Origin of the sequence: Streptococcus sp. 3874, from assembly GCF_013276425.1 — a bacterium.
GTDB classification, from domain to species: domain Bacteria; phylum Bacillota; class Bacilli; order Lactobacillales; family Streptococcaceae; genus Streptococcus; species Streptococcus pseudopneumoniae.
Genome location: NZ_VMLA01000026.1, coordinates 1 through 9,114 on the forward strand (window position 1 = coordinate 1; position 9,114 = coordinate 9,114).

The 9,114-nt window shown below is 39.3% G+C and carries 23 protein-coding genes and 1 pseudogene; 2 read left to right on the plus strand and 22 right to left on the minus strand.

Annotated elements, in window-relative coordinates:
• Nucleotides 1-15: 15 nt before the first annotated feature.
• From HT703_RS02740 to HT703_RS02810, 15 genes are all read right to left on the minus strand, one after another.
• Nucleotides 16-507 carry a MazG-like family protein gene (locus HT703_RS02740; protein WP_001093849.1) on the minus strand — a complete coding sequence of 164 codons (492 nt, stop codon included), beginning with the start codon at nucleotides 505-507 and terminating at the stop codon, nucleotides 16-18.
• The gene (locus tag HT703_RS02745; protein ID WP_172925318.1) at nucleotides 504-764 is read right to left on the minus strand and encodes a DUF1372 family protein; all 261 of its coding nucleotides are present in this window, start codon (nucleotides 762-764) and stop codon (nucleotides 504-506) included. The genes HT703_RS02740 and HT703_RS02745 overlap by 4 nt, the downstream gene beginning before the upstream one ends.
• A gap of 157 nt (nucleotides 765-921) precedes the next feature.
• Nucleotides 922-1,227 (minus strand): hypothetical protein, encoded by a 306-nt coding sequence (locus HT703_RS02750; protein ID WP_166727856.1) that lies wholly within the window; start codon nucleotides 1,225-1,227, stop codon nucleotides 922-924.
• Nucleotides 1,217-1,408, minus strand: a complete 192-nt coding sequence (locus HT703_RS02755) for a hypothetical protein (RefSeq protein WP_166727857.1) — start codon at nucleotides 1,406-1,408, stop codon at nucleotides 1,217-1,219. Before HT703_RS02755 ends, HT703_RS02750 begins: the two co-directional genes overlap by 11 nt.
• On the minus strand, nucleotides 1,395-1,562 hold the full coding sequence (locus HT703_RS02760) for a hypothetical protein (RefSeq protein ID WP_138702294.1): 168 nt from the start codon (nucleotides 1,560-1,562) through the stop codon (nucleotides 1,395-1,397). Before HT703_RS02760 ends, HT703_RS02755 begins: the two co-directional genes overlap by 14 nt.
• 15 nt (nucleotides 1,563-1,577) lie before the next feature.
• Nucleotides 1,578-2,003, minus strand: coding sequence for a hypothetical protein (locus HT703_RS02765; protein ID WP_001158043.1), 426 nt, complete (start codon nucleotides 2,001-2,003; stop codon nucleotides 1,578-1,580).
• On the minus strand, nucleotides 1,981-2,343 hold the full coding sequence (locus tag HT703_RS02770; RefSeq protein ID WP_023934262.1) for a helix-turn-helix transcriptional regulator: 363 nt from the start codon (nucleotides 2,341-2,343) through the stop codon (nucleotides 1,981-1,983). Before HT703_RS02770 ends, HT703_RS02765 begins: the two co-directional genes overlap by 23 nt.
• A gap of 12 nt (nucleotides 2,344-2,355) precedes the next feature.
• A complete protein-coding gene (ssb, locus tag HT703_RS02775) occupies nucleotides 2,356-2,778 on the minus strand; it encodes a single-stranded DNA-binding protein (protein WP_000609572.1) in 423 nt (140 codons plus the stop codon).
• A gap of 3 nt (nucleotides 2,779-2,781) precedes the next feature.
• On the minus strand, nucleotides 2,782-3,405 hold the full coding sequence (locus HT703_RS02780) for an ERF family protein (RefSeq protein ID WP_000163474.1): 624 nt from the start codon (nucleotides 3,403-3,405) through the stop codon (nucleotides 2,782-2,784).
• A gap of 10 nt (nucleotides 3,406-3,415) precedes the next feature.
• Nucleotides 3,416-3,889 (minus strand): siphovirus Gp157 family protein, encoded by a 474-nt coding sequence (locus HT703_RS02785; RefSeq protein WP_000224405.1) that lies wholly within the window; start codon nucleotides 3,887-3,889, stop codon nucleotides 3,416-3,418.
• 126 nt (nucleotides 3,890-4,015) lie between these two features.
• Nucleotides 4,016-4,192, minus strand: a complete 177-nt coding sequence (locus HT703_RS02790) for a hypothetical protein (RefSeq protein ID WP_023934261.1) — start codon at nucleotides 4,190-4,192, stop codon at nucleotides 4,016-4,018.
• A gap of 105 nt (nucleotides 4,193-4,297) precedes the next feature.
• Nucleotides 4,298-4,441 (minus strand): hypothetical protein, encoded by a 144-nt coding sequence (locus tag HT703_RS02795; RefSeq protein WP_000196747.1) that lies wholly within the window; start codon nucleotides 4,439-4,441, stop codon nucleotides 4,298-4,300.
• Between the two features lie 16 nt (nucleotides 4,442-4,457).
• Entirely contained in the window at nucleotides 4,458-4,805 is a 348-nt protein-coding gene (locus HT703_RS02800) for a hypothetical protein (RefSeq protein WP_023934259.1), read from the minus strand.
• Nucleotides 4,805-5,062 carry a hypothetical protein gene (locus HT703_RS02805; RefSeq protein ID WP_000608473.1) on the minus strand — a complete coding sequence of 86 codons (258 nt, stop codon included), beginning with the start codon at nucleotides 5,060-5,062 and terminating at the stop codon, nucleotides 4,805-4,807. The genes HT703_RS02800 and HT703_RS02805 overlap by 1 nt, the downstream gene beginning before the upstream one ends.
• Before the next feature lie 87 nt (nucleotides 5,063-5,149).
• Nucleotides 5,150-5,416, minus strand: coding sequence for a hypothetical protein (locus HT703_RS02810; RefSeq protein WP_000450963.1), 267 nt, complete (start codon nucleotides 5,414-5,416; stop codon nucleotides 5,150-5,152).
• 196 nt (nucleotides 5,417-5,612) lie between these two features.
• On the opposite strand from HT703_RS02810, the gene HT703_RS02815 reads away from it, so the two are divergent.
• The gene (locus HT703_RS02815; protein ID WP_237701456.1) at nucleotides 5,613-5,774 is read left to right on the plus strand and encodes a hypothetical protein; all 162 of its coding nucleotides are present in this window, start codon (nucleotides 5,613-5,615) and stop codon (nucleotides 5,772-5,774) included.
• On the opposite strand, the gene HT703_RS02820 is transcribed toward HT703_RS02815, so the two are convergent.
• Nucleotides 5,767-5,937, minus strand: a complete 171-nt coding sequence (locus HT703_RS02820; RefSeq protein WP_000656630.1) for a hypothetical protein — start codon at nucleotides 5,935-5,937, stop codon at nucleotides 5,767-5,769. The two genes, HT703_RS02815 and HT703_RS02820, sit on opposite strands and share 8 nt — an antisense overlap.
• On the minus strand, nucleotides 5,934-6,077 hold the full coding sequence (locus tag HT703_RS02825) for a hypothetical protein (RefSeq protein WP_023934258.1): 144 nt from the start codon (nucleotides 6,075-6,077) through the stop codon (nucleotides 5,934-5,936). The genes HT703_RS02820 and HT703_RS02825 overlap by 4 nt, the downstream gene beginning before the upstream one ends.
• Nucleotides 6,078-6,193: 116 nt before the next feature.
• Between HT703_RS02825 and HT703_RS02830 the strand changes: the two are divergent.
• Nucleotides 6,194-6,355: pseudogene (locus tag HT703_RS02830) on the plus strand (YjzC family protein); the annotation flags it as partial.
• Nucleotides 6,356-6,651: 296 nt separating this feature from the next.
• Here the strand turns inward: HT703_RS02830 and HT703_RS02835 are convergent.
• Genes HT703_RS02835 through HT703_RS02855 form a run of 5 tightly spaced genes read right to left on the minus strand, consistent with a single transcriptional unit; the run spans nucleotide 6,652 to nucleotide 8,965 of the window.
• Nucleotides 6,652-6,819 carry a hypothetical protein gene (locus HT703_RS02835; protein WP_000152772.1) on the minus strand — a complete coding sequence of 56 codons (168 nt, stop codon included), beginning with the start codon at nucleotides 6,817-6,819 and terminating at the stop codon, nucleotides 6,652-6,654.
• Nucleotides 6,809-7,663: an ATP-binding protein gene (locus HT703_RS02840; RefSeq protein ID WP_001203053.1), complete on the minus strand. Its 855-nt coding sequence runs from the start codon at nucleotides 7,661-7,663 to the stop codon at nucleotides 6,809-6,811. Before HT703_RS02840 ends, HT703_RS02835 begins: the two co-directional genes overlap by 11 nt.
• Before the next feature lie 9 nt (nucleotides 7,664-7,672).
• On the minus strand, nucleotides 7,673-8,515 hold the full coding sequence (locus HT703_RS02845; RefSeq protein WP_000236631.1) for a replication initiator protein A: 843 nt from the start codon (nucleotides 8,513-8,515) through the stop codon (nucleotides 7,673-7,675).
• A 39-nt stretch (nucleotides 8,516-8,554) separates the two neighbouring features.
• The gene (locus HT703_RS02850) at nucleotides 8,555-8,767 is read right to left on the minus strand and encodes a helix-turn-helix transcriptional regulator (RefSeq protein WP_001169630.1); all 213 of its coding nucleotides are present in this window, start codon (nucleotides 8,765-8,767) and stop codon (nucleotides 8,555-8,557) included.
• A 12-nt stretch (nucleotides 8,768-8,779) separates the two neighbouring features.
• Nucleotides 8,780-8,965 carry a helix-turn-helix transcriptional regulator gene (locus HT703_RS02855; RefSeq protein ID WP_000263488.1) on the minus strand — a complete coding sequence of 62 codons (186 nt, stop codon included), beginning with the start codon at nucleotides 8,963-8,965 and terminating at the stop codon, nucleotides 8,780-8,782.
• Nucleotides 8,966-9,114: the final 149 nt, after the last annotated feature.

A 9,114-nucleotide genomic window follows, 5' to 3' on the forward strand; every position in this document is an offset into this window, starting at 1 on the left:
CTCTAAATTTTGGTATCATGCCAAATCCTCCTCCTTCACAAAGCTGCCATCAATCCAACGACCCTTGCGATCTTTGATTTCTTGGTATGCCAGTTCAAAACACTCTTCAAAATCATAACCTAGCGACTTGCTGATTGATTTTAGATGACCAATCAATAGAGTCAATGATTTTATACGTAAGGTCATAAGTTTCAGATGTTGTTCTGTTTGAATGTTGCTAATACATGTATTTGCGTACGCGAATGATGTCATAATATCGTTCTTTCTAACATTCTTCGACTCTTCAAAAATACTATCCAAATCCACTTTGCTCAACAATCCCAGACCGACAATCACGACTGCGCAATCTCCAATGCTATCCTTGGTCAGCTTCTCATTCTTCTTGAGATAGCCTGCGCACAACTCACCGAACTCTTCGCTAAGTTTTAATGACTGCTTGTCTAGTCGTCCACCGTTTTCTAAATCACGGTCAATAAACCATTGTTTGACTTTTTCTAGTGTGTTCATAGTAGTACCTCATCCCCTACTCTAATCTTCTCATACACGTCCTTAGTAACTACGAAAATGCCGTAGTCACGAATAGTAAGCGTGTATAACTTGCCGTGCCGCCCCTTCTCGACGACCTTACCAAAAATCTCAGCGCCTGCGTTATCTGCCTTGTAAATAACCATCGGGCGCTTTTCTTCTAGTTTTTTTATGTGGATACTCTGCCAGATGTTTAGTCCAGCAGATAGCAGAATCCAAATTGCGATAAAACGTTTCAATCTATGACCTCCTCCTTCAATTTAAGCTCAATCTCTAAGTAAAAGCTTTGATTAGGTATCTCCAGTATCGCTGTAGTGGTTTTACCATCAGAACCCACGATAACTTCTCCGATTGCCAAAACTAAGTCTCCAATTGTGCTATTTAGCGTAAGGCTCATCACTCCAACTCCTCATTATATTTTTCTACCAATTCATGCAACCACGACCAACGTTCGGTTTCTTCAACGATTTGGTCAACTTCCCTTTCTTGCAACCAAGCTGAGAAATTAACCACATTATCAATGTAGATTGTGTCGTAATCGCCCCAATCCCAAACAGTTAAATAAATTTCTGTTTCAGTTCCATTTTCATCTTCAACCGTTATTGAACCATTTTCAACCCACGCTGTACCAAAACACAATTCGCAAGTGCCAGTCTGTTCTTCTTGAAAATCTGAATGGTATTCTGTCACTTTATATTTCATCTTCCAACTCCTCCACTTTCCGTCTCAATTCTTTATTCTTTTTCTTCAACAAATCGCGCTCCAGCGCTCTAATCCGTCTCTTGCGTGCATCGCACGGTTTCGAATACTCGATTATCTTCTCTTCATTTTGCTCAATTGTACGTTTCAGTCCTTCGATTACTACCTGTTTATCGTAATTCATCGTCTAAAAATCTTTCAATAGCTTCTCTATAGGAGACTTCCGCCATACCGTCTAAGTCGTTCAGGGCTTCAATATAGTCTGGACGCCCTTGCCCATACTGCTTTTTCAAAAACTCAACAAAGAGATGAATTTCCTGATAGGTTACTCCAATCATATTTCTATCCTCCTATCAAATCCCATCAACTATCCTCTGCAATATCTCGTGATATTCGTAAATCTCCAGCTCAATCCTATAATTCTTATTTCCGGACTTGCCACCGTGCATGAACTCAGTCGATACTATCACGTTGTAATTATCATCTGTCCAAATCTTAGCGTCCGTCAAACCATCAAACAAAGCCTTGCTTGTGGGCGACCAGTTCGGTGGGTCATACTTCCGATTTGTCGGAGGATATATCCGAACCTTAACCTTGCAAGGTTTGTCCTCGCTGTAAGGTAAGCCAAAGTAATCTCTCAGTACATTCTTGCCCTCGTATTCGGCTAACTGCCGTAAGAACTTAGTTGTTTTAGCCTTTTGATGAAAGTGCGGTCTATCATTTGAGTTAATCATCTGCTTCCTGTTCAACTCAAATTTAAGAATCAATCTCTCCTGCATTCAACCTCCCTAGCCATCTAGCTTTTTCCACGCTTGCTATTGCAAGAATGTCATTAGCTAAATCAAAAGCTGTGTACCAATCCAGAACTCCTAACAAGTCCTTGTGCTCCTTTAATTCATCAACTAAGCTTTTCAGTCGTTCCAATGGGTTGCTTTCATACCCCAACAGATATCCAACGTTTACCCCGAGGTATTTAGCAAGTTGCTGGGCTTTTTCTGGTTTAATTTGGCTTTCTCCGTTTTCCCAGCGCGATAGAGTCTTTTCTGATATGCTCATTTCTTTTGCTATTTCCTTTTGAGATAGCTTTTTTGCTTGTTTTAATTCTTTTAGTCTGTTCATCAAAACACCTATTTAAAATGGCAAATCATCATCCGAAATATCCATCGGATTTGAATTTCTCGCAAAATTAGGTGCTTGCTGGTCGTGGTTATCAACTACTGGTTGACTACCATCTTTCTTAAATTCCATCAGCTGGAAATTCTCAGCAACCACTTCTGTCACATAGACACGTTGTCCTTGTTGGTTATCATAAGTCCGAGTCTGAATGCGTCCAGTGATTCCAATCAAAGCGCCTTTCTTAGCCCAGTTAGCAAGATTTTCAGCCTGCTTGCGCCACATAACGCAATTGATAAAATCAGCTTCACGCTCTCCATTCTCGCTTTTAAATGTGCGATTTACTGCAAGAGTAAACGTAGCGACTGCCACATTTGATTGTGTGTAGCGTAATTCTGCGTCTTTGGTCAAACGACCAACTAATACGACATTATTTATCATTTTCTAGTTTCCTTTCAATTTAGCAAGTAACATATCCGCATCTTCAATCTGCGACTGCTTAATCATCTTATAATCGACCACTCCAAGATGGTTCAAGAACCATTTAACGATAGAGCCATCCTCTTTGCCTTTTTCAACAGAAATAGCAGCAATTTCTTTCAGATAGTAGTTTGCTTTTTCAACTGAGATAACTGGGTCATTAGCTTTTTTAGCTTGTTGATTTTCAGCTTCGTTCATATCACTTGGATATTCGTCAACATCTTTCTCTCCGATTCCAAACAACCCCTGTAGTGCATATTTGCGAGCATAAGAACTAACCGCTCCTGTCCATTGTGGTACTTGCATTTGCTGGTTTCCTGTTTTAAACACAGGAACCTTATCCAATTCCGCAAAACCAACTGACTGAAATTGTTTATCTCCGTTTGATACAATAGCGGTTGATTTTACAAAAATACGTTCCCCTACACCAAACAAATCGTCTGATACAGTCAATTCCCAGTCGGTATTGATTTCTTTAAATTTTGTATAAATATCCTCAGCATTTCGGAAAGCGTAATTTACACCTTGTTTTTTCTTTTTTTCTAGTTGCATTCTCTTTTGCAATTCTGAAAAAGCTAATTTTGTCATATCCTAACTCCTATCTGATACTCAAGTTTTTATGCTCAACCAAACTTGCACCAATGATTTCAAGTCCCTTCTTCAAGTCCTCTTTCAAGCGTTTCTTATCCGCTTTCCAAGTTGCTACCTTGTAATATTCTGGCAAGACTGCTTCGTCTACCTCCACGGCTTGAGATTTTCTAAATGATACCTTGAAAAGTGGTGTATCAACACGTTCATGACCTGTCAGGCTCATGCTTGCTGAAAGTGTATCTTTCAAGTGTTCTTTCTTCTTCTCGTCTGCCTTGTTTAGCTCCATCAAGCGCTTAATTTCATTCTTACGAGCCTCAACGTCCGCTTCAAGGTTCTTCATGACCTTGATATAGTTTTCTACCTTGGTTTCATACTCAATTTCCCAATCAATGGAATCCAAGGTGTCTAGTTTTGTTTCTTCGTCCAACTCCAAGTTGTAAACATCAAGAAATTGTCCTGTCAATTCGTAAAGTGTTGCCATCGTTTCTCTCCTATGTCCCTCATTATTCATATTTGGGGTCTATTTCCGTTTTTTATTCTTCGTTCGATAATTTATATACCTGCTTCTTAAAATCGCATACAGGCGATTTTAGAGCCTTCTAAAAGCTCATCTTCTTCCTTTCGTCTTCTTCAAATTCCAATTTTCACGTTTTAAGTGTCTATTTTCGTTTTGCAATTTCAAAATAATATTTTGTTGCTCGTTGATGATTTCCCCGAGCTCTCGGCCAAGATGAATATATTCAGCTCGCCAATTATCGATTTCTTCGTGTAGCTCCTGAATCATACTTCATCCCCCACGTATCGATACTGCCCACAGCCAACATAGATGTACTGGCTTGGGTCAAGTTCCTCACGTTCTTCAGGCGGTTGCATTATATCTCTGTCGTAATCAAACATGAGCATACACCTTTCCAAGTTCCAGCACTCGTTTCACATATCTAGCCTTTGATGTTAGCCCAAGATCCAGCAATTCGTTTTTTTCTTCATGATTGGCCAAAAGCCATACACGGTTTTCAAGTTCAATTCTAGTCATTAGCGTCTCCTTTGCTCTATCCCAAATACTTTGCATGGCGTGCTCTTCGTGGTTCTGGCAAGGCTAGAGGCTCAGGGCGCAATCCTTGAGGCGGTTCGTTGTCGTAGGTGAAGCCTTTGAACTCTCTGCGGATATTCTTGCGGATTTCTTGTCGCTGTGCCTCTCTACCACGTTCGTATGCTTGGTTGTAACCTTGGATAATCATAGACGCAAATTCTTGCTCTTCTCGTCTTTCTTCTTCCTTCTGGCGGATTTTCTCCTCTTCCTGCTTATCCATCTGATGAGCTAGAAGCCCTGCACCGATAAATCCTAAAATCACTGCACCAGTTCCTAAAAGCTGGCTAACTAATGGTGGTTCAAACATTATTCTTCCTCTTCATCATCTTCTTCTGCCATATTCTGCTTAATCGCCTCACTTGGGCTCATGCCATCCAATACATCCTTGATGACATGTGAGATGTCGTGGGTTACTTTCAACGGCTTTTCTAACTCATTAGGTAGCCCCAAAAGTTTTGTAGTTAGCAATCCAAGCGTAGATAATTTATGTAGCTTTTTTTGTAACTGTTCAATGCGTTCAATTTTTTCCTGTTGCGCTTTGATAATTTGGTCTTTGTTAATCATTGTTTTTCTCCTGTGGATAACTCAGTTATCCCTTTCTTTTATTTAGATTAGTAGTAGTTTGTTGTAAAGTTAGTAGTTATTATTCTGCTATCGTGTCATCTTAACGGTTTTAGACATTTCTTTCTTCCATGATTGACTGCCTCGATATTGCAGATAAGCATCAAAACCTTTGATTGTGACAAGCTGACCATCGTTTCTAAGGTATTTTTGTTGACTAGGTAATTTTTTCATCTCTCGCCTCATATCTCCCGCTTGTCGTTTTGAACATCCAAAGATGTGCTCTAGTTCTTCATCGTTTGCAGAAATCTTCTCGATGATCACGTCTTTAATTCTCACGATTTGAACTGTTTCCATTTTTGCTCCTTTCGTGGTATAATTTTCTTGAATAATTTTGTCATGCGCCTGATTGCCGTCAGGTGCTTTTTTGCTATCTCCTTTTCTGCTATAATGAAACCAGAAAGGAGGTAATATTATGACTGAAATTCACGCATGTCTTTGCGGAAATTGGGTGAACCTATCAGCCGACGACGATTGTGTAATGGGACCAAATATGGCTAGTCCTTACATTTGGTGGGAAGAAAATGCAGAACTCTACTCACCAATTTCTAAACCTGAAGCAAACTCGATGTACCATCAGGATTATATCTACATTCACTATCGTGGCGCTGACTATCGTATCCATCCAATGTTCATTCAAATCGTTTCTAGATAACTTTTTCTAGTCTGCTAGAAATGATTTCTAAATCTAAGTCGTCCAGTTTCAACTGGTCGGCTTTTTGATTTAAACGAGCTTCGATAGCTTGGTTAATTTCAAACCATTCTATTTTTGTAAATCGGCTCCTGAATTTTAGAAATTCCTTTACTGCTTCTTTCATACTGTCCTACTTTCCATCGCCCTGAGTTCTATCTCATGGCTGACTTGTTTCAATAGCTTCTCACACGCTATTTTAGCTTCTCTGTACGTTGTGTTCTCGCTGATGAAGTAATCAGCAAGTTCGATAATTTTATCTTCCATTCAACCTCCTATATCAGCCTCAAGACTGATGTAATATCCTCCTAAATTGCTATAATACTCTTGACTAGGACCTCTCACCGTTTTAGTCAAAATTCCAATAGAAAGGAGGAGATAGTATGGCAAATACTCCAATAAAACCTGGAACAGATAATCAGAAACCTGGTCGCTATGTAGAGGTAGGACCTCGTGGCGGAAAAGTTACTAATGGTCATACCGCAACTATCGGAAAAGGTGATCGGCTCCCTCCGACATCTGCTAAAGGCAACGGTTGGAAAAAGTCTAATCTTCGTTTGCGTACAATCGTTCAATGGTTGTACGCTTTTTCCATACACAAAAGCACATTCCCAAAAAATCAATTTGAATCCATGCTTCGGCGTAATCTTTCCCATTGCTGGCATAGTGAGTTATATAATGGTGAATCATTTTATTCCTTCCTCCTATTGAGTTACTTGAGAAGTATCATGAATGGCTTCATAGCTAAGACGCTTAAATTTTTCTAAGTCTATCTGAAAATTGATAGGCTTTTTTCTTTTCCCACTATACGGATATCGTCTTGGTCTCATTTCCTCACCTCCTAACTCGTATAAATCCCGCCATTTCTGGCAAAGGCTCGTAGTTCGTTCATCTTTCTTGTAAATTGGTAGTCGCTTGTAATCAACAACCGCTCTTTCAGCAAGCTAGACAATCCGTAATGTTTTTCTTCAAACTGTTCAATAATCTGCTGACGCTCTTTAATAGTCACTTGCTGACAAGGTGCGTCTAGACTCTGTGTCATTGCTAAATTTGAACGCATTGGTCTTCATGTTTCCTTTCGTTATTCTATCTACGAGGCTTTTCTCGTAAAGTTTCTCCAAGTGATTGCCCCCGTAGTTGGTTGTAATAATCGTGTTCGTCCTGTTTTCAAGTATCTGATACAGGACTTTTTGCATCCAGTTGTTCCCCTGCTTGATTTCATCGCCTACACTTGACTCTTTGCCAAGATCGTCCAAAATCAAGTAGTCCACTTTCTGCAAGAACTGGATAGTCCGTCTTTCTTCCCACTTGGAATCCTTGTATCTAAAAGCGTCTTTCATCCGTGAGAATAGTTCCATGGAGGGAATATAGACCACCGAGCGCTTCAACTGGAACTTCTGGAAACTCTCGTTCAGTGTCTTAGCAATTCCAATTGCTAGATGGCTCTTCCCAACTCCAGGCGGACCACTGATAATCGTATTCCCTTCATATCGCTCTTTCACATAGTCAACCGTCACACGTTTAGCGAAATTGACCGCCTCAGCATCTTGGTCTGTGTGAATCTCAAAGCTGCCGATAGTCGCATTCTTCAAATCAGGCGGAATAATACTCTCCTTAGCAAACAAAGAGTAAGACCTTGTATTTCTAATTTGAGCCTCAGCTTGCGCCAGTTGCTCTCCTGCTTGACTGTGGATTTTCTCCTGTCCGCATTCAGGGCAATAAGTCAGCACATTCTGCGTGCAAGGGTTGACTGAGCGCCACATATAGACTCCCTCATGCTTGGGGCATTGGGTATTCAAGGTTTCAATCTGTAAAAATCTACCCTGCAATTCATCTCTTGATACTGCTCGCATAGCACCCTCCTAGAATCCCAGTCGTGGGTTGTAACCGTCGTCTGACAATCTTAACTCACTGCTTGGCTTCCCACTTGACCGCTTCGGTCTCTGTCTATTCTCTACCAACTCAGCAGTCACTAGACCTTTCTGTTTCCAGTCTCTCAAAATACTCTCAAGATACTTAAAGTAAGGTTTACCATTGCCCACACATTCCTTGATTGCTAACTTGATAACCTCTTTACTATGGTCTTGCAAGAAGTATTTCAAATCCTCAATCTCAAACGGTGTTGGGTATCTGCCAAACTCTGAAAAAATCCAATCGTGAACAATCCCCAAGTCATTTTCGGGTGCGTCCTCTATACTATATAGATTATTAGCACCAGCACCATCTGGTTCAGTAATTCTGTTTATGTAACTCTGATTAATGTAACTCTGATTAGAATCAAAGTTTTTTACTTCCGTAGGTAAAGAATTTTTACTTATGTGGTCAAAGTTTTTTACTTCCGTAGGTAAAGAATTTTTACTTATGTAACTAGATAACCTATTTACATAAATCTTGTCGCTTTTGTTAAATTGCTTTTTTAATTCAATCAAGCCAAAATCAACTAATTCCTTTTTTCTCTTGATGATTGTAGGTTTTGATAACTGAACAAAATAATCTTTTTGTAGCTCTTCAATCGATAAATGAATATATGCTCCTTTTTCATCAATCCAGTTATTCTTCAAAGACAATTTAAGCCTATCTTTCATAATTGAATACAAAACTTTTGCTTCCATACTTAATTCTGAAAACGCTTTGTCTTTAATCAAAACAACTGGTATTTTTATGAAGTCAAGGAAATCTTCGATGTCGTCTTTTTGTATCACCATTCAACTAAATCACCTCCTATTTATAAAAATCCCCAGAAACTATACACTTGAAGTGTAGTTTTTCTCGAAAAAAATTTCATCCAGTGGAATATCAACTATACGACAGAAATCTATAGCTGTAGTTATTCTCATAGGTGTATCATATCTTTCATAATCCATGTATGTATTTCTAGAGATTCCTAATTTTTTAGCGATTTCCTCTTGAGTCATTCCTGTTTTTATTCTCGCCATTTTTAAGCTAATTTTTTGCACGCACTCACCCCCTTATCTTAATTCGTCTAAGCTGACTTCCAGTGCATCAGCGATTTTGCACATATTCGTCCACGACATCTCTTTCATCCTACCAGCCTTCAGATTTGAAAAATTAGATGGATGGACACCCGATTCCTTAGCTAAACGATACATCGACCAGCCTTTTATTTTTAATTGTTTTTCAATTTTATCCCACATCAAAAAACACCATATGTTGTGCTTTTCAAGCACACTAAATCCTTTATTATACAATATGTTGACAACCAAATACGTTTGGGTTATAATATATCTTGACTAAGACCTCTCATGTTTTAGTCAAAATTTCAATAGAAAGGAGGTTCAAAAAA

Bases quoted from the DNA above. Each gene is read 5' to 3' on its own strand.
- HT703_RS02740 (WP_001093849.1), bottom strand. From the start codon at position 507: ATGAACACACTAGAAAAAGTCAAACAATGGTTTATTGACCGTGATTTA.
- HT703_RS02750 (WP_166727856.1), bottom strand. From the start codon at position 1,227: ATGAAATATAAAGTGACAGAATACCATTCAGATTTTCAAGAAGAACAG.
- HT703_RS02755 (WP_166727857.1), bottom strand. From the start codon at position 1,408: ATGAATTACGATAAACAGGTAGTAATCGAAGGACTGAAACGTACAATT.
- HT703_RS02760 (WP_138702294.1), bottom strand. From the start codon at position 1,562: ATGATTGGAGTAACCTATCAGGAAATTCATCTCTTTGTTGAGTTTTTG.
- HT703_RS02765 (WP_001158043.1), bottom strand. From the start codon at position 2,003: ATGCAGGAGAGATTGATTCTTAAATTTGAGTTGAACAGGAAGCAGATG.
- HT703_RS02770 (WP_023934262.1), bottom strand. From the start codon at position 2,343: ATGAACAGACTAAAAGAATTAAAACAAGCAAAAAAGCTATCTCAAAAG.
- ssb (WP_000609572.1), bottom strand. From the start codon at position 2,778: ATGATAAATAATGTCGTATTAGTTGGTCGTTTGACCAAAGACGCAGAA.
- HT703_RS02780 (WP_000163474.1), bottom strand. From the start codon at position 3,405: ATGACAAAATTAGCTTTTTCAGAATTGCAAAAGAGAATGCAACTAGAA.
- HT703_RS02785 (WP_000224405.1), bottom strand. From the start codon at position 3,889: ATGGCAACACTTTACGAATTGACAGGACAATTTCTTGATGTTTACAAC.
- HT703_RS02790 (WP_023934261.1), bottom strand. From the start codon at position 4,192: ATGATTCAGGAGCTACACGAAGAAATCGATAATTGGCGAGCTGAATAT.
- HT703_RS02795 (WP_000196747.1), bottom strand. From the start codon at position 4,441: ATGACTAGAATTGAACTTGAAAACCGTGTATGGCTTTTGGCCAATCAT.
- HT703_RS02800 (WP_023934259.1), bottom strand. From the start codon at position 4,805: ATGTTTGAACCACCATTAGTTAGCCAGCTTTTAGGAACTGGTGCAGTG.
- HT703_RS02805 (WP_000608473.1), bottom strand. From the start codon at position 5,062: ATGATTAACAAAGACCAAATTATCAAAGCGCAACAGGAAAAAATTGAA.
- HT703_RS02810 (WP_000450963.1), bottom strand. From the start codon at position 5,416: ATGGAAACAGTTCAAATCGTGAGAATTAAAGACGTGATCATCGAGAAG.
- HT703_RS02815 (WP_237701456.1), top strand. From the start codon at position 5,613: ATGGCTAGTCCTTACATTTGGTGGGAAGAAAATGCAGAACTCTACTCA.
- HT703_RS02820 (WP_000656630.1), bottom strand. From the start codon at position 5,937: ATGAAAGAAGCAGTAAAGGAATTTCTAAAATTCAGGAGCCGATTTACA.
- HT703_RS02825 (WP_023934258.1), bottom strand. From the start codon at position 6,077: ATGGAAGATAAAATTATCGAACTTGCTGATTACTTCATCAGCGAGAAC.
- HT703_RS02840 (WP_001203053.1), bottom strand. From the start codon at position 7,663: ATGCGAGCAGTATCAAGAGATGAATTGCAGGGTAGATTTTTACAGATT.
- HT703_RS02845 (WP_000236631.1), bottom strand. From the start codon at position 8,515: ATGGTGATACAAAAAGACGACATCGAAGATTTCCTTGACTTCATAAAA.
- HT703_RS02855 (WP_000263488.1), bottom strand. From the start codon at position 8,965: ATGTGGGATAAAATTGAAAAACAATTAAAAATAAAAGGCTGGTCGATG.